The sequence below is a fragment of the Prosthecodimorpha staleyi genome, assembly GCF_018729455.1.
In the GTDB taxonomy this organism is placed as follows: Bacteria; Pseudomonadota; Alphaproteobacteria; order Rhizobiales; family Ancalomicrobiaceae; genus Prosthecodimorpha; species Prosthecodimorpha staleyi.
Window position 1 is genome coordinate 13,692 of record NZ_JAHHZF010000020.1, and the last position, 20,460, is coordinate 34,151.

Genomic DNA, 20,460 nt, shown 5'->3' on the forward strand with positions numbered 1-20,460 from the left:
CGCCGTATAGGGTCTGTCCATGCCCAACCGTCCGGTCCGCCTCGATCTGAAGCCCCGCGAGGCCTTCGCCAAGCTGAGCCTTCATGAGAAGAACGCCTACCTCCAGGAGGTCGCGGACACGTTCTGCGCCCAGACCGACCGCCCGGCGACCGAGCTCGACAAGAACGCCCTCAGCCGCCTCCGGCGCTACTACAGCCGCCGGGTCTGGGCCGATCTCCAACTGCCTGAGAACCCCACCAACGAACTCGACAAGGCGCTCCAGCGCCTCGGCGAAGCGATGCGCCTCAGCGCCGTCCGCGACGACGTCACCGCCGCCCTGGTGTCCAGCCTGCCTGGCCGCAAGACGCTGCGGACGCCCCCCGCGGACGACGCCCAACTCGAATTCTTCGTCCCGGCGATCTACGACGCGCCGATCAAGGACGACGTCAACCTGATGGACGTGGCCCCCTTCGCGCTCAGCAAGAACGTCCGCACCGGCGTAATCCAGTACGAGCTGAAGGACTGCATCATCACCGTGGAGGGCGGCGCCCAGTCCGGGCTCGCCACCGCCTTCGACTACGACATCTTCCTGAACATGGTCTCGTACCTCGCCGAGGAGGTCCGGCGCTACCGCGTCGACGACCAGAAGGGCCTCCGGCCGAGCCTGCCGGCCAAGGTCTACCGTCCGAGCGCGGCCCACATCCTCAAGTTCTGCCGGCGGTCGGACGGCGGCAAGGCCTACCTGGACCTCGAAGCCGCCCTGGACCGGCTGACCAAGACCACCATCAAGATCGTCAACCTCTCCGGCGGCTCCCGCCGGCAGGTCGACAGCCGCCCCCTCATCGGCGGCTATCAGGTCATCACCAAGACGTCCAGCGGGTTGCCGGACACCATCGAGATCACCATCCCAGATTGGGTCTGGCTCAGCGTGGTCCGCCCCGACAAAAGCCTGTCCATCCTCACCCTCAATCCGGACTACTTCCTGATCAGCTCTGCGATCGGGCGGTTCATCTACCGGCTGGCGCGGAAGGCCGCGGGGAAGAACGAGGCCCGTTACAAGGTGAGCGACCTGCACCACCGCAGCGGCTCGTCACAGGAACTCCGGTTCTTCGCCCGCGACCTCCGCCGCTTCGTGGCGACCACCAAGCTGTTTCCGCTGCCGGACTACGACCTCGCCCTGACCGAGGGGCGGGACGAGATGATCCTGCACATGCAGCGCCGCGCCTTGCCCGCCGGCGCCACATCCGTTCCTGGAAACGAGCTGCCCCTGGTTGAAAGCTGATCCCGCCGACAAAAAATCTGTCGGGCGCTTCCGTACATCACCCACGACAAAAATCGAAGCGAGACACAACGATTACACACGCGATGCGCGCCTTGAGCCCTGTGGATAACTTTTGTCGGCTCCGTACATCACCCACGACATTCCGTACATCACCCACGACATTCCGTACATCACCCACGACATTCCGTACATCACCCACAAATCATGCGCTAAGTACTTTGTATCGACAGGCGAAATAGGCCTTTAAAACATAATAAAACATATAAAACCTATTAAAACGCTGCCTATGGCAGCCAGAATTAAATCTTGACTTTGAAGAGGAAGAAGAGTCGTCGATGACTCGCTCGCAAAGCCCATTGGCGGTCCGCAGAAGGGATTTGATGCCATCGAATGATAGATGGATGCATAGGATAGCCGAAACCCATCCTATGGCCCTCCCAGACGGCGAAGGCCACCCCGATGGCGAGGTAGCCTCCTGACCCTTGGCGGTCATCGCCGTCCCCGGCTGTACCGCGTCAGAATGGTAGCTGAGTTTTCCCGCCCCGGGAATGATTACGACACCGGTCGGATGACAGGTTGAGGAGGAACCTCTGCCTCTAGCCCGGGCCGGAGGCGGGCGGCGACGTTGCCGTCAGGTGCCGATGGTGCGGCGTGCCGCCGGCACGGGATGCGGCGCGCGCGGCTGCCCCGCAGCCCGCATGTAAGGCAGGCGCCGCAAAAACGTCTCGTCTTGCAAAGCCCTGATCCGATTGGCGATCGTCGGATGCGTCGAGAACACTTCCGCCGGATTGCTGCGGATCATCAGGCGCGAATAGGCCAGCCGGTTGGAACGCGGTTCGACCGGATCGTCGCCGAGACGGCGGAGGGCGTCGATCATCGGTTCCTTGCCGATCAGCGCCGCCGCGGTGGCATCCGCCCAATACTCCCGCTGCCGGGACAGCCGCAGAACCAGCATCTCGCCGAGGGTCGACAGCATCCAGCGCATGAAGCCCTGGAGGTGCATGCTGAAGGCCAGATACCAGGTCAGGGCGTTCTGGAACGACATCGCAAACTGCAAGCGCCGGATATCCCTGTTGGCGATATGGGCAACCTCGTGGGCGGCTATGGCGATCAGCTCGCGGGGCGTGGCCTGGTCGATGAGGCCTTGCGTGAAGGCGACCACGGCGCCGGAAGGATCATAGCCGGCGGCGAAGGCGTTGAGATCCCGGTCGGGATAGATGCCCACCGCCGGGGGCGGCAGGTTCACCTGGCGCGCCAGCTGGACGACCATACGGGAAACCGGGTGATCCGGCGGAAGAAGCTTCGTTCCGGTGCTGCGCAGGATGGCGCTGCGCGCCCCCCTGGCGCCGAGCGCACCGAAGAACAGACCGAACAACGGCACCGCCCACAGCCCGTGGAACATCCAGCCCAGAGCGATGAAAGGCCCGGCGGTCAGGCCGATGAAGATGCCGCCGACAAAAACGCCGAGCCAGGCACTGAGGACCAGCACCAGCTTGTCACCGATGGCCGACTTGCGCAGGCGAGGGGGATCGAGCCTGGGGCGCGATGCCGGCCGTGGCGGATGTTCGGAGACCGTAGCGACTGGAGGAGGGGACATCATCCGGTTCGATCCCCGGCGTCGCGATAGGCACCGACACGGGCGCGGCAGGTGGCGCTCTCGTTCCAGACCGTGATCTTGGCCTTGAAGGCCCGCGGCCCGCGCAGCTTGACGATGGACTCGCGCGTGCCGTCGGCGCCCCAGCCGGAGAGCAGGAGCTGCACCTCGTCGGGGGTAAGCAGCGGCCGGCCGGTGAACTGGACGGACTCGCCGGAGGAGAAGCTCACGCCGGCGCTGCCGTCAGTCTCCCAGTTGCCCATCTGCACCGAGACGTTCGCCCCGGCGTTGGTCGAGCGGTAGGCGACGGTCTTCGGCCCGAGCATGCGGCTGACGACCCCGGCGGTGTCGTCGTCGTCGATCCCGAAATACTGCTTGACCGCGCAGTTGAAGAAGGATGCCCAGGTCTCGTTCGGATAGTTGGCCTTGAGGTCGCCGACGTTCTGGAGAAAGAACCAGAAGCGGACGCCGGCGCCGGCATGGGTGCGGATCGCCTTCTGGGCTTCGGGAAAGGGGCCGAGCGACAGGAACTCGTCGTAGAGAAACAGCACCGGGATCTTCGGGACGGTGCGGTTCCTCAGCATGGCGTCGAGCGCCGACTTGAACAGCATGCGGATGAAGGCGGCATGCGGCTCGATCAGGTCGAAGGGGACGTCGATATAGACCGTCGCCGGCCGATCCTTCAGCCCCTCGAAGTCGAAATCGTGCCCGGTCACCACCCGCTGGATCTCGTCGGCGCTCCACATCGAGAATTTTGTGTTGAGCGTGTCGCGCAGGTTGGGGACGCCGCGGCCCTTGTCCTTGCCGAGCACGTTATTGGCGGCGTCGCGGACGCTCGCCCGGCCGGACTTCGCCATCTCCCCGACCAGTGCCTCGAACGCGGGGAGGGGCAGGGCGGTCGCCTGACGGACGGCGGCGAGATGGGCGCGCTCCGGCGGCGCCTTGTCGAGGATGTGCATGATCAGCGCGGTGACGAAGGCGACGGCGTCCTCCGCGAAGAACTCGGGCGCTTTCGGGTCGCGCGGAAACAGCTGCTCGGCGAGCGAGCGGGCGTCGGACTGGGTGCGGATGCGGGTCAGCGGATTGTAACGGTGGCGCGGGAAGCCGCGGGTCACCGGGTCGCGGTCGTCGTGGAAGGGGGCGATGCGGTAGACCGGGCCGACGTTGGCGCGGCGCCAAGCCGAGGTCGCCTCGTAGAGCTCGCTCTTCGGGTCGAGGACGATGACGCTGCCGCGGTAGCGCAGCAGGTTGGGGATGATGGTGGTCAGCGCCTTGCCCTGGCGGGACGGCGCGAGCGTCATCAGGTGGCCGTCGTCGTCCCAGTGGACGAAGCCGACGAGCGCCGACGAGTCTTCCTCGCAGAAGGCGCCGAGCAGGATCGAGCGCGGGTCGTCGAAGGCCTCGCGCGGGCGCAAAAACTTCGTCAGCTCGGCCGCGGTCGGCCAGGTGGCCGAGCCGTGGATGTCGGGCGGGTTCGCGAGCAGCGCCTCGCGCTCCTTGCGAGCGGCGAGGTCCTTGCGGGCGCGGTTGATGATGGGGCCGGGGTCGCGGCCGGCGGCGACCGCCTCGTAGACGGCGTCGGCGACCTCCCGGCCCAACTCCTCGCGGATGCGTTCGCGCGCCCGGTTACCGGCATACATGCGGCCCCATTTGGTGCCGATCTTCCAGCTCCTCTGGGCGATGTTCCAGTTGCGCTGAAACTCCCCGAGAAAGTCGAAATCGAAGCCCTTGCCCGCCATCGGAAGCCCTCCCGACGCCGTTTCTGAATACTGGCAGCATAAGGGCACGGCATGGTTCGTCAAACGCTGTGGTTGCGCAATCGTTGGGCGTGAAGGGTGCCGTCCACAATATATCGTCTCGGCGGTCGCGACGCGGGCGGTGCCGGCCGGAGGCCCCTCTAACAGCGCACTTACGCATTGCCCTGATGTGTACGCATCGGGGTCAGGCCGGGGCGGGCCATGCGTGCGCTCGGTTCCGTGACCGGCCTCGTTGCGAGGGCCGGACGGAACCGGCGGTGCGCCGGGGGAGCCCCCCGGTCCCCCGTCGCGGGCACGGCCCGCGAGGCGGGGCGCTGCCCCTGCACCCCGTTCCCGTGCTCGCCGATCGCGTGGGTGGGCGCGCTCTCTCCGGTTGCGCGTCGAACGTCCTCCCCTTTAAGATGGCCCGGACGATCGGGAGTGGCGATGGCGCTCTATCACCTCCACGTCCGCAACATCGGCCGTGCCGACGGCCGCACCGCCGTGGCGGCCGCCGCCTACCGGGCCGGTGAGACCCTGTGGAACGAGGCCGAGGAGCGCCTGTCGGCCTTCGGCGGTCGTCGCGAGGTCCTGCACAACGAGATCCGGCTGCCGGCGGGTGCCCCGGCCTGGATGGGGGTTCGGGAAGACCTATGGAACGCCGTGGAGCGCGCCAATCTGCGCCGCGATGCCCGGCTCGCCAAGGAGATCGAGTTCGCCCTGCCGATCGAGCTCGGCGCCACGGAATGGCTCGCCATGGCGCGCCGGATGGCCGATGCCTACACGTCGCTGGGGCATGTGGTCGACCTGGCCATCCACACGGATTCCGTGCTGCGCAACCCCCACGTCCATCTCATGCTCGCCACCAATGCGGTCGGCGAGAATGGGTTCGGCCGCAAGCTGCGCGATGCCGACAAGAAGGTCTTCGTCACCGTCGCCCGCAAACTCTGGGCGGCCGTCGCCAACGACGCCCTGAAGCGGGCAGGGGCCGCGGCAACGGTCGACCACCGCAGCCACCAGGCCCGCGGCATCGCGCATGAGCCGGGCCGGCACCGGGGACCTGATCAGGCGGAGCGGCGCAGCGATCGATGGGAGAGCGAGGCCATGCGAACGATCACCGACATGTGGCGCTGGGGGTTGAACAGCTTCGAGCAGGAGGTTTACGCCGAGAAGCTGGCCGACCTGGCGGAGAAGCGTCGCTATCCCGAGCTGGCGCGGGAGGACTGGCCGCCGATCCCGGCGCGCTATCCCGGTGATCTCAAGTCGGCCGCCGCCATGCAGCACCATGCTTTCTGGCACGACGTCCAGACGGAAGCCCGGTCGCGGGCGTTCCAGCGCGAGCCCGAGGATGCCCATCGCCTCTATGGCCGACCGGACCGGGACGAGCCATCGCCGCTCATCGAGCGCTCGCCGATGCCCGGGAGCCCTCGCGGGTCAGAGGAGGAGCAGGTCCGAGCGTTGGCTGAGCGCGACACCCTGGCTTCCATCCACTCCCTCGAAGACGCCATGCCGAGCTACCACGCCCTGTTCGACGCGCTGCAGGAGCGTATGGCCGCCGACGGATTCAGGACCGACGGGCCGCTCAGCGACTGGAGCCGGATCGAGGCGTCATCCCAGCGCTTCGCCGCCGAGCTCGCCAAGGCGCGGGCGCTCGATGCCGAAAACCGCATCCTCGCCGACCAATGGCGGGCGCGGGAGCGATCTATTGCCTCGCGCGACGAGCCGGTCCGGGGCCAGGAGGGCCGGGCCATGCCGGCGGTGGAGCGTGATGAGCCGCGGCACGGCGGCGACCGCGACCCGGAACCCGAGCGGGAGGTCCGGGACCAGGACGGGGAGGGTGCCCGCCGGCCGATCGAACCGCAGCGCCAGGAGGAGGACTTTCTCGACTGGCGGCGGGCGCCAGTCGTCGAAGCCGAGCGCAACATGCCGATCCAGGCCGAGATCGACTACCTCGATTGGCTGGACCTGCGGGCGAGCGCCCCCGACGACCGGCGTGCCCAGTTGGAGCGGGAGCTGGAACGCAGCCGGGAGATCGAGCGCGAAGAGGACAGGGACCGCTGAGACGATCCTTCCGCCGGAACGTATACACTTCGCGCCCTGACCCTTGCCGAAAATCCTAGCGGGTCCGGGCCGGCAATGAGGCCCGGCGGGGGCCGCGAGCACGGCGCCGGCGGGGAGCACGGGGCAGGGGAGGGTCGCCGTCAAAACGGTGCCCCGCCCCATTCGATACGCAGCTCGTGGCCGACGAGCTGGCGACCGTTCGGATCGGCGGCGACGTACTGCTGCCAGGTGGCGGAGGCGCCGCCGTCGGTGAGGAACTTCACCGCGGCGCGCGCGGCGACCGTGCCGCGCAGGTCGACCGGCAAGGCCGGTCGGATCACCACTTGGTCGAACCCCGAGGCGGCGGCGAGGGTCACCGCCTGGCGGACGGCATCGAGCCCGAGCAGGGCGTCCGCCGCCCGCTCGCGGGCCTCGGCCGCGAGGGCGCGGACGCCTTCCACGTAGGGCGGAACAGGGGTTTTCACGCCGCCGCCTTTCGGGGCGCCCGGCGCGGCCCGAGATAGGCGTCGGTCACGTCGATGCGGTTGTGACCCAGCTCTCGGCTGACCGTGAGCCGGGCCGCATCCAGGCGGGCCTGTTCGGCCCGCGTCAGACCGTCATGGGTCGGGCCACCGGCCGCCGGGCAGGGGAAGCCCGACAGGGCCTCATAGCGCCGCTGCGCATACCAGTGCCGGTGCTTGTGGACGTTGCGGATGCCCGCTTCCAGGGTGGCCTTCTCGAAGGCCTTGCGGAAGCTGATGAACGTATGCTGCGCCGGGATCAGCGAGCCGCCCCCGCAGACTTGGTGCAGCCGGTCGAGCAGGGCGCGCTGGTCGGCGTCGATGATCGGCACGTCGCGGGGGCGGCCGCCCTTGCACCAGGCGGGCGCCAGGGCGAGCCGGTCGCCCAGGTCGGCCCGTGCGGGCCGGAGCTTTAAACTTTCCTCGAGGCGAAGGCCGAAGGCCATTTGCAGGCGGATGGCGAGCTGCATCCGCTCAGGCAGCGCCCCCATCCGGTCGCCGCCGGTGGCCTCGGCGCGAGGCCCCTTGAAGGTCACCTTGTCGGCCAGGCCGAGCGCGCCGTTGTCGCGCGGGATCAGGCCGGGCTTTTGCACCTTCTCGGCCCACCAGCGCAGCCAACTCATGCGGTTCTTCATGGTGGCGTCGCTGATCCCCTCCGCCCGCCAGGTGCTGAGCAGCGCATCCACATGCTTGGGCTTGAGCGAACGGGCGTCGGGCAGGCGGTAGCCGAGATCGCGCAGCGCGCCCGCCATCATGGCGAGGCCTTGCGCCCGCTGGGCGCGGGTCATTTCCGAGCCGTCACGGTTGTGACGGCAGATGGTGCCGAGGCTGAACGCGAGATCGTCCAGGGGGCCTTCTTTCGTAAGCGTTGAGTGTTGATGGCTGACCATGAGCCCCGCAGGGCATCAGGGTCGCGCGCCGGAGCGCGCCTGAGAGCCGCGATCGGGGAACCCGCCCCGGACGGTCACGACCGGATCGTCACCCGGTCATGATGCGCAAGGCCGGAGCCGGTCGGTTGCCCGGCTGGGCTGCCTCTGCCGTGCCCGTGGGGCCGTGCGGTTGGCGTGGGATGCCGGAAGGGTCCGGCGAACGGATGCTGGTCATCTGCGATCCTCCTGGAAAACGGGTGCTGCCTCGCGGCACGGGTGTCACCTGCCGGTGTCGGTCGAGCACGCTCGAAGTGCTCGGCGGTCACTTTACGGCCACGGCCCAGCCGCCCCAACGGAGGCGCCCACGGAAGCAGCATCGACGTTGCAGGCCTGGCCTCCGCCCCCAGGCCGGAGCACGAACCCGCCGCCGTCACTACCGCCCCAGGAAGGCCGGTAGTGACGGCCGCTCGCGCTTGCCGTGTTCGCCGCGCAACACGCGGCGACGGGGGCTCAGCCGCCGCCCCCGCGCCCTGGCGGGGCAGGAATCGTCGCCCATCGGCGCCGAGGCCCTGACGGGCCGCAGCGGAGGGCCTGACGGCGCGGGTTGAAGCCCGCCCGTGTAAGAGCCTGGCACCGTGCTCGCACCCGTCCAGGGGCAAGACCTCCGCCTGGCGGCGGCCCTGCGGGGGACGGGCGCTGCGCGCGGCGCCCTGCTGAGGGTGTCGGGACGGGGAACGTCAGTGGCGCCCTACCGGACGCGTTCAGCGCCCCGCCGGGGCGCCGAACAGGGAACATGCCGACTTTCGATGGCCACAATGTATTGACAGTTGTGCTCCTTGAAGGCAGTGTCCGCGCTACTTATTGGGGGCAGCAGAGTGTATCGGGCAAAGCTCGACACTATAGGCATTGACCATCCGTTGCGAGCCAGACCGCAATTAGCGGAAGCTGCTGCCGCACAAAGATTCACGAGTCAACGTCTTCGACCCGAGGTGTTGACAGCGGATCTATACAACTCTAATATGCATATAAGATTCGAGCGGCGCAACCAGTTTTTATGCTGGCCGCGACGCCCATCACCTTTTATCCAGGTTTCATCAACCACCCACGTGATTGATGACTTTCCTGAGCAGCTCACAGATTTGCCTCTTCAGGCGCTGCTTGAGAGCAGCGGCACGCATGTTGCTTTTCGTGTGGAAGGCAAAGACGGCCCCTCCGATTTGGTTCAAAAGTTTCGCAATCTTGGGGAGCGTGCTCCACAAGATGCCAAGAGTTATGAACCACAGGAGTGCGTGCCCCGCTGTTTCGGCAGCGGCGAAGATCCACTCGGAGTGAGTTCCGAAGGTAACGACCTTCACCCACTCCGCCAGCAGATGCAGTCCTTCGGCAACCGCAAAGTTGCCTGCATAGATTGAGGGATTAATCATGGGGCCTCTCGTGGTTGTCCTTCAATGACGGCGATCGTGTTTAGAGGACACGGTCAGGTTGTCGAACAGTCCCCCGGCGGCATGCGCAAACATGTCGTTCGGGGGGCTTTTTTAGAAGTTGGGGATGGAAAAGCGCGAAAAATTCCACCACCAGAAGGGATGGCCCTTCTAACTCCTGGAGTTCCGCTCCAGGAGCGGTTGATGGCACTCCGCGGAACGGAGCGGGTACGTTTTTTAGAAGCTGGACCTTCGCGCCTTGTAACGATCTGACGCGGTTAACAGACGGTCAACCCAGTGACGCCTTCTTGTACTGGTATAAAAAATTAACTGTGATGAGGTTACTTATGCAAAAACGGCTTTCTCCACCTTCCAAGACCGATAAAAAAAAGCAAAAGTCGAGGAGGCTTGGCGTTTTTAAGACGCTTAGCGTTGAAAAAAGGCTGAATCCACAAAGTCTACGCAATGTAATTTATGAAATAATAAAATCAAGGTATGATGGATATCTTGAGGATGCATCTATCGATATCGACGCAGCTAGAGATTCTACAGTACAAAAAAGAAGAAAAACATTAATAAATGAACATGTTCTTTATCGAATAACAAATGATATTACCTCAATAAGATATGCCCATCTGGAGGGAATTGCATTAGCGTTGAATGTCCCTCTTTCATTAATTCTTTTGTACTCTAGAATCATATCTAATCAGAAAAATGATAAAAATCATGAGAACAAGCGTATTATAAATGCCTTCAAGGCAATAATAAATGATATTGATATGGCAATAAATAATAATGGTGTCAAAACTCATCAATTTAGTATTCAGGATTTCAACAGATGGGTAGATATATTTCAGAGAGAAAATCCTGCGCAAAAAGAAGAACAGCTTAGTTTGGAAATAAAAAGCAAATAGCGTTAATTCACCGCGTTTGCATCTTCGGCTTCTTTAATTGGATCGACGTATCGATCCTACGAAGGCGTTTTTGGTCAACCCGTTGGGGCATAATTTAAGAATTATGCTTGGGTTATATGCCGCTGATCTGAACTGAAAAAATCGGTGCACAATCCGAGTGCACAATTCGCTATCTATGGGCTGCGGTCGCGGCCGCTTCGCGGTAAGAACAAGGACGAGCAATCCGCACGATGGACACCTCCCCGCTCAGGGTGACGGTGCCATCGGTACCGTTTCGCTTTGAATCCATCGGCGCTGTCTGGAGAACATCCATGGCAGACCAGCCGGAATACCGCATCTATCCGGTCTCGGGCCTCACCGATCGCGACATCGGCGCCGCCTGGCCGAACCGGGACGGCGAGGGCTACGGGATCAGCCTGCGCCACCTCCCCGCCGCCGGGCAGTTCGCGATGCGCCACACGCATCTCGACAATGACGATCCGGAGCGCTGGGTCTTCGACGAGGATGAGCGATCCTTCGCCTTCTACCTCTATGAAACCCAGAAGCCGCCGGACGGACGCGGTGACACCAGTTGGAGCCGTATCGGCCGGGCCTACCGGCACCAGGACGGCCACGGCTTCATGGTGTTCATCGACCTGTGGCCGGACATCCGCGACCCGGACCGGGGCATCATGCTCCGCACGCCGAAGGAAGCCCGCAAGGTTCCGCCGGCGCGTTCCGCGAAATCGCCCGCCCCTCGGGGCCAGACCAGGGCCGGCAGCCGGGCGAGCGGGCGGCGGTGATGTGGCAATCGATCTTTGAAGGCCCCTTCCCCGGGGCCTTCATCGCGTTCCGGTGGATCATCCCCGAGAAGCGGCGGTGGACGCGCGGCCGGGCGCCCCGCCTGTCAGGCGGTCGCGACCTTCGGGGGCCGCCCACGCCTGGGCTTTGGCGCGGGTTCCGGTTCCGGTGGTGGTGGCGGGGGTGGCGGTTCCACCTTCTTGCGACCGAGGCCGGTTGACTTGGCGAGTTTGGAGCGCTCGGCGGCATAGTCCGGGGCGACCATCGGATAGTCGGCGGGCAGACCCCACTTGGCGCGGTAGGCATCCGGGGTCAGGCCGTAATAGGTCAGCAGATGCCGCTTTAGCGACCGGAACTTCAGGCCGTTCTCCAGGCAGATGATATGCGTCCCCGTGATCGACTTCCGGATCGGGACCGCCGGCACCAAAGCGGGCTCGGCCGGGACAGCCGCGGCCTTGCCGTCGGCGGCTTCCTGCAAGGCATTGTGGACCGTGCCGATCAGTTCGGCGATGTCGGGCACCGCCACCGGGTTCCGGGTTGCATAAGCGGTCACGATGCCGGCGGCGAGGATCACCAGGTCATGCGGCTCTGTCGTCACGTCGGTGGACCTCTCTGAGATATCTCCGGGCGCCGACTGTGCCGGAAGGCTCTGCGAACGCAAGCCATTCCGCGGGCCGCCATGCACTGCCGATGTGTTTCCGGGATCCGGCCGGGTGGCGGCGGGGCCATGGGATCGCCGCCCCGTTCGGGGCTGCGCTTGCGGACCACCGCGCCGCCGGCGCCACGATGGCCGGGATGGCTGCCCGCCTTTTGCACCCGGGCGCCCGAGGCCAGGGAGAGCCCTGCCCTGTTCCTCGTTCGTCGGAGCCCGTCACGAGGGTCGGGCGGGTATTCGAGGACGTTTGTGGTCTCCCGTTGGCACCGTCCACCCCCGCGGCCGGGACGGTCGGGGTGTTGCGCCGGGTCCTGCCGCCGGTCAATCGGCTGCCCGCTCCATTCGCGTACCGCTCCCGTGTGGCCGATGACCGTCGGATGCCGTGGGGCTCAGTCCGCGCGGCGCGAGGAACTCCCGACCGGCCGCGAAGGGCGTGGCCGGCGAAAACCAAACGGGAGAACCCAAATGAAACGTCCCCAGAAGAACACCCGCCCGAGCCATGCGGTCTATACCGTCGAAGGCCAGGGGGAGAGCTCCTACTGGACCAAGATCGGCGCCGCCTGGGCGCACGAGAACGGCGAGGGCTTCAACATCCAGCTGACCGCGCTGCCGCTCGACGGCCGCCTGGTGGTCCGCAAGCCCAAGCCTAAAACCGATGGGGAGGCGGCCTAATGGCCGCCCCCACTGCGGCCCGGGAATACCGGGTCACCCTCTACGAGTGGGACGTCTGGGACGTCATCGTGGAGGCGGCATCGGAGGCTGAGGCCATCGCCCAAGCGGCTGCCCTCTACCGTGAGCACGGCACCGCTGCCTTCATCCACCACGACTGCGGCGACGACGGCTTTGCCGCCGACCCATACGACCGGGAGTGCGGCCGATGACCACGCAACGCTATCTGGTGAGCCTGCTGGTCGGCCGTGAACTGACGCGCGTGGTCGATGCCCACACGCCGGAGCTGGCCGAGGAGATCGCTACCTTCCTGTTCCGGGAGTTCGGCGCGAAGCAGTTCGACGCCGACGACGAGGACATCGTCGACATCAGCTCCAAGGATATCAGCGTAGCGCCGGAGGGGGGCCAATGAGGCCCCTCCCCTCCCGGCCGCGCAATACGGTCCTGCACGGTGACTGCACCCGGATCATGCCACGGCTGGCGCCGGCATCGGTGGATTTCATCCTGACCGACCCGCCCTATCTCTGCCGGTACCAAGACCGGTCAGGCCGGCGCGTCGCCAACGACGACAATGCCCGCTGGCTGAAGCCTGCCTCGGCCGAGATGTTCCGGCTCCTGAAACCCGACAGTCTGGCGATCAGCTTCTACGGCTGGCATCAGGCCGATCTGTTCATCGCGGCCTGGCGCGAGGCCGGGTTCCGGCTCGCCGGGCACCTGGTGTTCGCCAAGCCCTATGCCTCGTCGACGCGCTTCCTCGAGCATCGTCACGAGCAGGCCTACCTGCTCGCCAAAGGCGACCCGGCGGTCCCGCCGGCGCCGATCGGCGACGTGCTGGATTGGCGCTACACCGGCAACCGGCTGCATCCGACCGAGAAGCCGCTGTCCATCCTGGAACCGCTGATCAGGACCTTCTGCCCGGCCGGAGGCCTGGTGCTCGACCCGTTCTGCGGTTCGGGCTCGACGCTGGTCGCGGCAACCAAGCATGGCCGCGACTTCCTCGGCATCGAGCTGGAATACCGCCATTGGCGGACCGCCCGGAGCCAGGTGGCCGAAGATCGGGCGGCGTGATGCATCTCAGATCCGCGATAAGCCCCTGCGGGGGCTTTTCGTGTTTTGAGCCCCTGCCCTTCGGCTCGTGCCCAAAAGGCGCCCTGCGGGCGTTCTGCGGAGCCCCGGCGGCGGGGGCAGTCGGTCCCGCGCCTCGCCGTGCCGGCGACCGCTATGCTGGCGCTCCTGCGGCTGCCCGTTTTCCACCGGCGGGGCAGGCGAATGGCCGGCGCAGTACCCGCCCCGGCTGATGCGCCGTTGTCGCTTGGGTGGCCGCCCACGGCCGATAAGACGGTCGCTCTGACCTAAAAGGGGAACTAGGCCGCTGGCCACCCCCTGCCCGGTCCGACCGTCGAACGGGGCACCAGAGCGACAAGTCCCCTTCTCCATCTCGTTGGCAGATCCGCCACAAGACCGGCAATAAAACCGGCAGAGCTACGGCTTCGGGTCGCTATTAACACTCTGAAATGAATATATAAATTCCCATCACGAGGCGCGGCAAAGGTGGCGGCTGTACCTGTAGTCCCCCGTCACCGTTCATCCTCCACCGGTGCACCACGGTAGAGCGCTTCGTAGTCCCGCCCACCGTAGAACACATTCGTGATGCGCACGCGGTCCGCCTCAACTTTGTAGGCAATCACAGCGGATTTCTCGAAGGGGACCGTGCGCAGGCCGGGTTCGAGGTCATCGCGCGGCCGACCGCCGAGGGGAACATTGCCGATCCGCTCGCAGCGGTCCCGTATCCGCCGTACGAAGCCGCGGGCAATAGCCCTGCTTCGGCTCAGGTCGAGCACCCATCGGTAGATCTGGAGGAGGTCAGCTTCGGATTCCGGGCGGTAGGAGACCTTAAGACGCCGCATTGCCGAATTCTTTGTCGATCTCGTCGAAGGCCTGCTCCAGGCGGGCGTCCAGTTCCTCGCCGGTCAGGTCCGGACGCGGATCGTCGAGCGAGCGCTGGACGCGGGCGCGGATGGCGATCAGGCGTTCGGCGTCTTCGAGCCGCTGGCGCTGCCAGACCCTGACGGCATCGCGGAGCGCCTCGCTGGTCGAGGCGAACTCGCCGGCTTCGACACTCTCACGAATGGCCCTCACCATCTCCGGCGGCATGGTGATGCTGATCTTCTCGGCAGTCTGCATGTCTGTGTCTTTCATGGGATCTTATAGACGGTAGCATAAAATCCGACCTGACACATCCGAAAATGTTCATTTTTTGTTCGGATTCTGCAGCGGCGAAGGCGTTGTCTCCGACACTCATTGCGATAAAAAATCGCCGCAAAATAGATTGTAAACTCAAAAATCCAATCGTAGGCTGCGGGAGGAAAAGTGAAAGCAGGAGAAATGTCATGCAGCCTGTAAGCCAGCCGGTACAGCAGTCGGGTGACGAATCCCTCAAAGTTGCGGTGCTTCGAACCCAGTCTGCCAATCCCGCAATCCAGCGTCTGCGTAGTCGTGTCTTGGCGCAAGCCGACGCCAGCGAGGTCATTACCAGCTACGATCGGATGCATCATCGGCACAATCGTTCTTGAGCGAATATTTTGTGTTGTCTCGGATCACCTCGTTCCTGGTCAAGATCGCTTCGCGATGCAATCTCGATTGCAATTACTGCTACGTGTATCACCATGCCGATCAGGGCTGGCGCGTTATGCCTAAGACGATGACGGCTGAGGTGCGGAGCGCTTTCGCATCTCGGCTTTCCGCTTACGCGAAAGAAGCTGCTCTGAAGCGCGCTCTTGTCGTCTTTCACGGCGGCGAGCCGTTGCTGGCCGGCGTGAATGCTATTGTGGATTTCGCCGACGAGCTGCGCGCTGCGGTAGGGCCAACGGTCAAACTCGATCTAGCGATGCAGACCAATGGCCTGTTGCTCACCGATACCACGCTTGATGCGCTGGAGGCGGCGGACATCTCTGTTTCGCTCAGCCTGGATGGTCCTCGCGTGGCCAATGATCTTCACCGGACAAGCCGTAAAGGTCGGTCAAGCTTCGACCGCGTCATGTCCGCCTATCACTTACTTCAGCGGCGAAAGTCCATTTTTGCCGGTGTAATCGCTGTCATCGACCCATCGATCGCTCCTGACCAACTACTCGTGTTCTTTGATCAGCTGAAGCCTCCCAAGCTTGATTTCCTTCTTCCTGATGCGCACCATCGCCGTCCACCGCCAGGGCGCGAACAAAATCCTTCACAATACAAAGAATGGCTGATCCGGGCGTTTGATCTTTGGTTCGATCGTTATTCCCATTTGCCGGTACGAACGTTTGAGGCGCTGCTCGATGGCGTTGCTGGCCTACCGTCCGGTACTGACGCCTTTGGCTTCGGTGACGTTAATCTCTTATCGATCGAGACAGACGGCAGCTACCACGATCTGGACGTTCTCAAGATCGTGCGTGATGGGGCGACCGCCCTATCCGGAACGGTTTTTGAGTCGGCAATATTAACGGTCGCGGCCTCGCCTGGGCTCGAAGCCCACAGGGCGCTGTTGCGCAAAGACGGCCTCAGCGACAAGTGCCTCAGCTGTACGGTGGTGGAAGTATGCGGCGGCGGATCCGTTCCACATCGTTATGACGGCGACGGATTCAAGAACCCGTCGGTCTATTGCGACGAACTGTTCTCTCTGATCTCTCATGTAAAGGCGCGCCTCGCTGACAGTGTAGTTGCAGGTCCAGAGGATCTAAGTTCCCGACTACCCGCAGATTTCGACTTGACACGATTCGAATTAGCGGAGACTTCGGCTCCCGCCATGCAGATGCTGATCGACGACGCGCGCTCGACCTATCTCACTGCCTTCCGCTCCGCTCTCGAACATGCTTCACGGCTTCGTGGTCTTGCTGCGGCCGCTGTGAGGATCGTCGAGCGGGGCGAAGAAGTGCTCGCTCGGCTCGCGATCGAACCTGGCGTCATCGCCTGGACGAAGGCCATGCTTGCTGATGCAGCAGGTTCAGTAGTGCACGATGTTGACGGCAAGCCCCTTCATGCTGACGCTGAGTACTTGACCGCGCTGGCTAGCCGACCAGAGAGCGTTGGAGTGGCGCTTGCGGTCGCAGAGAACGACCCATGGCTGCGCGCGCCTTTTGGCGGCCAGATCGAGTTCGAGCCGCAGATACTTGCAGCGACGGCCACGCCGTTGGTCCATGAAGCGCTCGAGATTGTGCGAGGGTGGCGGCCGGCGCTCGCCGACGAACTGATGGGCGCCTGTCGAGCCGTGCAGTTCGTTCGCGATCCGTCAGCGGATCCAGCGAAGATTGTTTCCTTTAGCGACGACTCAGTTCCCGGAGCCCTGTTCGTGTCGGTGTCGCAGGGCAACCGCCTGATCGATGCCTACGATCTCGCGGATTCGCTCATCCATGAACACCGTCATCAGAAGCTATACCTGCTGGAACGTTTTGGTCCGACGGTCAGCCCCACAGCTCCCCGGGTCGTCTCGCCATGGCGAGCAGATCTAAGGCCACCTTCGGGCCTCCTGCATGCCGTCTTTGTGTTCGTCGAACTCAGGCGATTCTGGACCCACGTCCTCGAAGCTGGCCCTCCACATATGCGGAAACGTGCATTCAACCAGATCAAGGACACTGACCGTAACCTTGGGCTTGGCTTCGCCACGCTGCGAACGTGTAGCATGACCCCGCTGGGCGAAGCTTTGATCAGGGCGCTGGACGTGGCCACACGTCAAGAATTTGGAGCAGCCTGAGGCCATGCAGGTCGCGCTTGATCGCTTACCCGACGACGACGCGCGGCGTCATGCAATCCTCCGGGACTATTTTTGCGATAAGGATGCCTCGGTGGTGCGGACGCCTGATAGCTGGTCGCTGACACTTTCCTGGCCCGGGGCTCCCGAACGACATATTGACCCAGATCTGGACGTCGGGCTGGATTGGTGGGGCGGTATTAGGCGCGAAGACATGGCGCTGGCTTGGCGCCGCGATGGGAGGCTGTTGCGATGCCTTTACGACAGCTGGACGCTTGCAAGTTGGGCGCATTGGCTCGAGCGACGCGGGCCTAACGCACTCGAAGCGGTCGTCATCCTCCATGTGGACGATCATCGTGACCTTGGATCGCCGCGCCTTGTCGACGAGGGGTCTACGTGGCGTGACCTTATCTCTGGCCGGGAGTGTGATCTGCGGGTTCCGACATCAATCATCGCGGCGATCGAGAGTGGTGCGATCGGAATGGGAAGCTTCATGACACCGTTTTTAGCGGTCGCGCCGCGTGCAGAGGTTCGGCACCTTTGCCAGCCTCCAAAGGCACTGCGAACGCAGGATTTCGAGATTCGACGCACTACCAAGCCCGACGATCTGTTGGAACCAGGCGCGCCACGACTGGACGTTGAACTCTTACTGGTCGCCCCGAGCTTAGGACCCGGGCAATATAGAATGACCCCGTCGATCGATGATTGGCTCTCCGGCATCGACGGGCGTCCAATCCTTCTGCATGTGGACATGGATTACTTCTGCAATCGCTTTGACGGCGACAGTGACTGGGCTTCCCGTGCCGAGCGGCTGGATCCGTCTCCAGAGGTGATCCATCGTAGGATCGATGACATCGTCGAAGCCTTAAACGCTCACGGGGTTGTTGAGCAGATCGAGGATGTCGTCGTTGCGTTTTCTCCGGGCTTCTTCCCGGCAAAGCTGTGGAGCCAAGCGGATGAAAGACTGACGCGAGGCCTAAGGCTCGATGGCAAACGTGCTGGCTGACCACCGAATGTCCGCTACAAAACAACCACGAAAGCGGCGGGATGCTGAGCGCCTAAAGCGAAGCAAGACACGAGTGAAGCGTGAGCCGGTTTCGGCGGGCAAAGTCTATCTGGTTCCGATGAGGGGCACAAAAGGGCGCGGCGGTGGTTCCGACGGAGAGGCTTGGCGCATCGAACACGATGGCCAAAGAGCTGGCCAAGTCTTCATTAATCTAGTCGTTTTGCCGCCAATTGGGCCCCACGCTTCGATTCAAATTTACCTGAATAAGCCGAGCCAAGGGCGTGGTATCGGCCGGATCGGCTATGCGCTGGCATGTGCTGCAAGCCGATACGACATAATCTACGCTCACATGCGGAAATCAAACTTGGCCTCGGTTCGAGCCGCGATCGCTGCCGGCTTTGTTGATGAGACTCCTGCGGGAGAGCAACAGAAGGTCATGGTCTGGCGGCGGACGTCAGCCCCGTCGCCAACCGCGGCTAGTGGATGAGGACTGTCATTCGTCGCGGAGGGTAGGAAAGAGATCCGTGATGTTGACAGCGATCGTCATTCCTTGCCTGAACGAGCAGGTAGACATCCCGGCTGCGGCGCACTCGCTAGGCTTTGGCGTTGGCATCGCCGCTACGCCTGATGACACGCTGCTTGTACTTGTCGACAACGGGTCAACGGACGGTACGCTCCGAGCGCTGGCAGCGATTAAGCGGGCGTCGCGCGCCGGCGCTGTCGCCGTCGTGCAAGAACGAGAACGGGGTTACGTACCACCGCGAGCGAAGGGGGTAGAGGTCGTCGCGCGCATTGCGAGAACGCGAGGCATCGCAGCATCCGAGGTGCTCATCCTCCAAGGCGACGCCGACACGCGCTACCATGGAGGATACGTCGACGCGTTCCGCAACGCGGCGGGCGCAGCAAGACGGCCAGCGCTATTTGAGGGCCTAGCGCATCCGCCGCACCGATTTCTTAGGGAACATCCTGGATATCAGCAACTTGCAGACGCTGTAGACAAAGAGATGGCGCCGTTCCTGGTCGACGACGAGTTCGACGTCATCGTCGACGACAAAGTCTGCGGATATTCTCTCGCAAACTATCGTAAATGGGGTGGGCACAGGCGCGACTATAGGTCGAGTGGCAAAGAGATCTATGCCGAAACGTCACGACTGCTTCTGCGCGCGAAGCGCGCCGGTGCTGAGCATGTTCGTGTTGTCGGTGCTGTGGCAACGCCTTCACGCCGCAAGATCCTGAGAAATCCGATTCGCCATTTCGCAACAGCAGGATTCCCGCGCGAGGAGGCTTGGTGGCGAGCATGGAGCAGTCGGTATGAAGGACCCCGCGAGCTCTCCGCCTTTGAGCAGCAAGACGCGCGCACCGTCCTCAATTCAGCAATCAAAGCGCGCATGACTCATTTGCTTGCCTTGATGTCGGCATTGCCGCTGATGGTCGCGGGACCGGTGGAGATCGCCGAGGCTAAGCGCAATGAGCGTCTACACCCTTTGGTAGATCGCTTCCTGATTGACATGGCGGCTCGGCCTACTTCTTTTGATGTCCCCATTCTCTTCGATCTCGTGCTAGGTGCGGTCGATGCTTGGCAGGATTGGAACTCTGATACACGCATTCTCCTGCCCGTCGGTCATCAGCCGCAATGATGACAGACCCATCGCTGTACCCTCGTTGTCGCTTAAGGTTGGCCAACTGGCCGAGTGCCGCACGGGCGGCCGCAGCTGAGGGGTAGGCATCCGCCCTAACCCGCCCTTGCCGGCCAATCCTTCCCCATTCCCGGACCAGAACCCATTGGCCGAAAAGATCCCGCTCGACGCCGAGAACATAGAAGCGGTGCATGTTTCGCTCCGGTTCGACCCGGCGCAGGCAGAGCCGTTTAGCCGACGGACTCGTGACGCCATCCAGCCATTCCAAGAGGTCAAGCTGCACCGCCGGCATCAGGCCCTCCCCCATTCGATCCCGAGCTGAGATGGCGGTAGAGCGTGCCCCGCGACACGCCGAAGCGCTTCGCCACCTCGGCGGCGGTGACATCCTCTACCTTGAGCATGGCCCGCGCCGCGGCCACGTCCTTGGGCGTCATCTGCTTCGGCCGCCCACCCTTGCGGCCACGCCGGCGCGCCTCGGCGAGGCCTGCTTTCGTGCGTTCGCGGATCAACGCCCGTTCGAACTCGGCAATGGCGCCGAGGACATGGAAGACCAGCATGCCTCCCGGAGAGGCCGTGTCGATGGCGTCGGTCAGCGAGACGAAGCCGATACCCCTGCCCTTCAGCATCTCGGCGG

General features: G+C 63.8%; 22 protein-coding genes. 12 read left to right on the forward strand and 10 right to left on the reverse strand.

The window, feature by feature from the left end; genetic code table 11:
• The first annotated feature begins 19 nt into the window (after positions 1 to 19).
• Positions 20 to 1,261 (forward strand): replication initiator protein A, encoded by a 1,242-nt coding sequence (locus KL771_RS26885; RefSeq protein WP_261971600.1) that lies wholly within the window; start codon positions 20 to 22, stop codon positions 1,259 to 1,261.
• 631 nt (positions 1,262 to 1,892) lie between these two features.
• Here KL771_RS26885 and KL771_RS26890 read toward each other — a convergent pair.
• Entirely contained in the window at positions 1,893 to 2,750 is an 858-nt protein-coding gene (locus KL771_RS26890; protein WP_261971601.1) for a M48 family metalloprotease, read from the reverse strand.
• A 107-nt stretch (positions 2,751 to 2,857) separates the two neighbouring features.
• Positions 2,858 to 4,594 carry a type IV secretory system conjugative DNA transfer family protein gene (locus KL771_RS26895; RefSeq protein WP_261971602.1) on the reverse strand — a complete coding sequence of 579 codons (1,737 nt, stop codon included), beginning with the start codon at positions 4,592 to 4,594 and terminating at the stop codon, positions 2,858 to 2,860.
• 501 nt (positions 4,595 to 5,095) lie between these two features.
• Here KL771_RS26895 and KL771_RS26900 point away from each other — a divergent pair.
• Positions 5,096 to 6,652 (forward strand): MobA/MobL family protein, encoded by a 1,557-nt coding sequence (locus tag KL771_RS26900; RefSeq protein ID WP_261971603.1) that lies wholly within the window; start codon positions 5,096 to 5,098, stop codon positions 6,650 to 6,652.
• A 140-nt stretch (positions 6,653 to 6,792) separates the two neighbouring features.
• On the opposite strand, the gene KL771_RS26905 is transcribed toward KL771_RS26900, so the two are convergent.
• The 3 genes from KL771_RS26905 to KL771_RS26915 all read right to left on the reverse strand — a co-directional run bounded on the left by KL771_RS26905 (position 6,793) and on the right by KL771_RS26915 (position 9,445).
• Positions 6,793 to 7,116, reverse strand: a complete 324-nt coding sequence (locus tag KL771_RS26905; protein ID WP_261971604.1) for a hypothetical protein — start codon at positions 7,114 to 7,116, stop codon at positions 6,793 to 6,795.
• Complete coding sequence (locus KL771_RS26910) at positions 7,113 to 8,000, reverse strand: phage integrase N-terminal domain-containing protein (RefSeq protein WP_390867842.1); 888 nt, start codon at positions 7,998 to 8,000, stop codon at positions 7,113 to 7,115. Before KL771_RS26910 ends, KL771_RS26905 begins: the two co-directional genes overlap by 4 nt.
• A gap of 1,115 nt (positions 8,001 to 9,115) precedes the next feature.
• Positions 9,116 to 9,445, reverse strand: coding sequence for a hypothetical protein (locus KL771_RS26915; protein WP_261971606.1), 330 nt, complete (start codon positions 9,443 to 9,445; stop codon positions 9,116 to 9,118).
• Positions 9,446 to 9,789: 344 nt separating this feature from the next.
• On the opposite strand from KL771_RS26915, the gene KL771_RS26920 reads away from it, so the two are divergent.
• Positions 9,790 to 10,356 carry a hypothetical protein gene (locus KL771_RS26920; RefSeq protein WP_261971607.1) on the forward strand — a complete coding sequence of 189 codons (567 nt, stop codon included), beginning with the start codon at positions 9,790 to 9,792 and terminating at the stop codon, positions 10,354 to 10,356.
• A gap of 311 nt (positions 10,357 to 10,667) precedes the next feature.
• On the forward strand, positions 10,668 to 11,138 hold the full coding sequence (locus tag KL771_RS26925; protein WP_261971608.1) for a hypothetical protein: 471 nt from the start codon (positions 10,668 to 10,670) through the stop codon (positions 11,136 to 11,138).
• A 104-nt stretch (positions 11,139 to 11,242) separates the two neighbouring features.
• Here the strand turns inward: KL771_RS26925 and KL771_RS26930 are convergent, their stop codons facing one another.
• The gene (locus KL771_RS26930) at positions 11,243 to 11,734 is read right to left on the reverse strand and encodes a MucR family transcriptional regulator (RefSeq protein ID WP_261971609.1); all 492 of its coding nucleotides are present in this window, start codon (positions 11,732 to 11,734) and stop codon (positions 11,243 to 11,245) included.
• Positions 11,735 to 12,256: 522 nt separating this feature from the next.
• Between KL771_RS26930 and KL771_RS26935 the strand changes: the two genes are divergently transcribed.
• Genes KL771_RS26935 through KL771_RS26950 form a run of 4 tightly spaced genes read left to right on the forward strand, consistent with a single transcriptional unit; the run spans position 12,257 to position 13,528 of the window.
• The gene (locus KL771_RS26935; RefSeq protein ID WP_261971610.1) at positions 12,257 to 12,463 is read left to right on the forward strand and encodes a hypothetical protein; all 207 of its coding nucleotides are present in this window, start codon (positions 12,257 to 12,259) and stop codon (positions 12,461 to 12,463) included.
• Positions 12,463 to 12,672 (forward strand): hypothetical protein, encoded by a 210-nt coding sequence (locus tag KL771_RS26940; RefSeq protein ID WP_261971611.1) that lies wholly within the window; start codon positions 12,463 to 12,465, stop codon positions 12,670 to 12,672. Before KL771_RS26935 ends, KL771_RS26940 begins: the two co-directional genes overlap by 1 nt.
• The gene (locus KL771_RS26945) at positions 12,669 to 12,872 is read left to right on the forward strand and encodes a hypothetical protein (protein WP_261971612.1); all 204 of its coding nucleotides are present in this window, start codon (positions 12,669 to 12,671) and stop codon (positions 12,870 to 12,872) included. The genes KL771_RS26940 and KL771_RS26945 overlap by 4 nt, the downstream gene beginning before the upstream one ends.
• Entirely contained in the window at positions 12,869 to 13,528 is a 660-nt protein-coding gene (locus KL771_RS26950; protein WP_261971613.1) for a DNA methyltransferase, read from the forward strand. The genes KL771_RS26945 and KL771_RS26950 overlap by 4 nt, the downstream gene beginning before the upstream one ends.
• A 509-nt stretch (positions 13,529 to 14,037) precedes the next feature.
• On the opposite strand, the gene KL771_RS26955 is transcribed toward KL771_RS26950, so the two are convergent.
• Positions 14,038 to 14,367, reverse strand: a complete 330-nt coding sequence (locus tag KL771_RS26955; protein ID WP_261971614.1) for a type II toxin-antitoxin system RelE/ParE family toxin — start codon at positions 14,365 to 14,367, stop codon at positions 14,038 to 14,040.
• Positions 14,354 to 14,644 carry a ribbon-helix-helix domain-containing protein gene (locus tag KL771_RS26960; RefSeq protein ID WP_261971615.1) on the reverse strand — a complete coding sequence of 97 codons (291 nt, stop codon included), beginning with the start codon at positions 14,642 to 14,644 and terminating at the stop codon, positions 14,354 to 14,356. The genes KL771_RS26955 and KL771_RS26960 overlap by 14 nt, the downstream gene beginning before the upstream one ends.
• Before the next feature lie 206 nt (positions 14,645 to 14,850).
• Here KL771_RS26960 and yhhA point away from each other — a divergent pair, with 206 nt between their 5' ends.
• From yhhA to KL771_RS26975, 4 genes are all read left to right on the forward strand, one after another.
• The gene (gene yhhA, locus KL771_RS28410) at positions 14,851 to 15,033 is read left to right on the forward strand and encodes a YhhA family cyclophane-containing RiPP (RefSeq protein ID WP_390867838.1); all 183 of its coding nucleotides are present in this window, start codon (positions 14,851 to 14,853) and stop codon (positions 15,031 to 15,033) included.
• Positions 15,030 to 17,186 carry a cyclophane-forming radical SAM/SPASM peptide maturase YhhB gene (gene yhhB, locus KL771_RS26965; protein WP_261971616.1) on the forward strand — a complete coding sequence of 719 codons (2,157 nt, stop codon included), beginning with the start codon at positions 15,030 to 15,032 and terminating at the stop codon, positions 17,184 to 17,186. Before yhhA ends, yhhB begins: the two co-directional genes overlap by 4 nt.
• Positions 17,187 to 17,190: 4 nt before the next feature.
• Positions 17,191 to 18,189: a hypothetical protein gene (locus KL771_RS26970; RefSeq protein ID WP_261971617.1), complete on the forward strand. Its 999-nt coding sequence runs from the start codon at positions 17,191 to 17,193 to the stop codon at positions 18,187 to 18,189.
• Between the two features lie 527 nt (positions 18,190 to 18,716).
• Positions 18,717 to 19,826: a glycosyltransferase family 2 protein gene (locus KL771_RS26975; RefSeq protein WP_261971618.1), complete on the forward strand. Its 1,110-nt coding sequence runs from the start codon at positions 18,717 to 18,719 to the stop codon at positions 19,824 to 19,826.
• On the opposite strand, the gene KL771_RS26980 is transcribed toward KL771_RS26975, so the two are convergent.
• Positions 19,711 to 20,211, reverse strand: a complete 501-nt coding sequence (locus KL771_RS26980) for a WGR domain-containing protein (RefSeq protein ID WP_315901535.1) — start codon at positions 20,209 to 20,211, stop codon at positions 19,711 to 19,713. The genes KL771_RS26975 and KL771_RS26980 overlap by 116 nt on opposite strands.
• On the reverse strand, positions 20,099 to 20,460 hold a 362-nt coding region (locus KL771_RS26985; protein WP_261971620.1), incomplete at its 5' end, for a recombinase family protein. The genes KL771_RS26980 and KL771_RS26985, both read right to left, overlap by 113 nt.

Coding starts and splice junctions, on each gene's coding strand:
- KL771_RS26945 (WP_261971612.1), top strand. CDS start 12,669: ATGACCACGCAACGCTATCTGGTGAGCCTGCTGGTCGGCCGTGAACTG.
- KL771_RS26925 (WP_261971608.1), top strand. CDS start 10,668: ATGGCAGACCAGCCGGAATACCGCATCTATCCGGTCTCGGGCCTCACC.
- KL771_RS26895 (WP_261971602.1), bottom strand. CDS start 4,594: ATGGCGGGCAAGGGCTTCGATTTCGACTTTCTCGGGGAGTTTCAGCGC.
- KL771_RS26975 (WP_261971618.1), top strand. CDS start 18,717: ATGTTGACAGCGATCGTCATTCCTTGCCTGAACGAGCAGGTAGACATC.
- KL771_RS26950 (WP_261971613.1), top strand. CDS start 12,869: ATGAGGCCCCTCCCCTCCCGGCCGCGCAATACGGTCCTGCACGGTGAC.
- KL771_RS26885 (WP_261971600.1), top strand. CDS start 20: ATGCCCAACCGTCCGGTCCGCCTCGATCTGAAGCCCCGCGAGGCCTTC.
- KL771_RS26935 (WP_261971610.1), top strand. CDS start 12,257: ATGAAACGTCCCCAGAAGAACACCCGCCCGAGCCATGCGGTCTATACC.
- KL771_RS26970 (WP_261971617.1), top strand. CDS start 17,191: ATGCAGGTCGCGCTTGATCGCTTACCCGACGACGACGCGCGGCGTCAT.
- KL771_RS26955 (WP_261971614.1), bottom strand. CDS start 14,367: ATGCGGCGTCTTAAGGTCTCCTACCGCCCGGAATCCGAAGCTGACCTC.
- KL771_RS26960 (WP_261971615.1), bottom strand. CDS start 14,644: ATGCAGACTGCCGAGAAGATCAGCATCACCATGCCGCCGGAGATGGTG.
- yhhA (WP_390867838.1), top strand. CDS start 14,851: ATGCAGCCTGTAAGCCAGCCGGTACAGCAGTCGGGTGACGAATCCCTC.
- KL771_RS26915 (WP_261971606.1), bottom strand. CDS start 9,445: ATGATTAATCCCTCAATCTATGCAGGCAACTTTGCGGTTGCCGAAGGA.
- KL771_RS26980 (WP_315901535.1), bottom strand. CDS start 20,211: ATGTCACCGCCGCCGAGGTGGCGAAGCGCTTCGGCGTGTCGCGGGGCA.
- KL771_RS26940 (WP_261971611.1), top strand. CDS start 12,463: ATGGCCGCCCCCACTGCGGCCCGGGAATACCGGGTCACCCTCTACGAG.
- KL771_RS26920 (WP_261971607.1), top strand. CDS start 9,790: ATGCAAAAACGGCTTTCTCCACCTTCCAAGACCGATAAAAAAAAGCAA.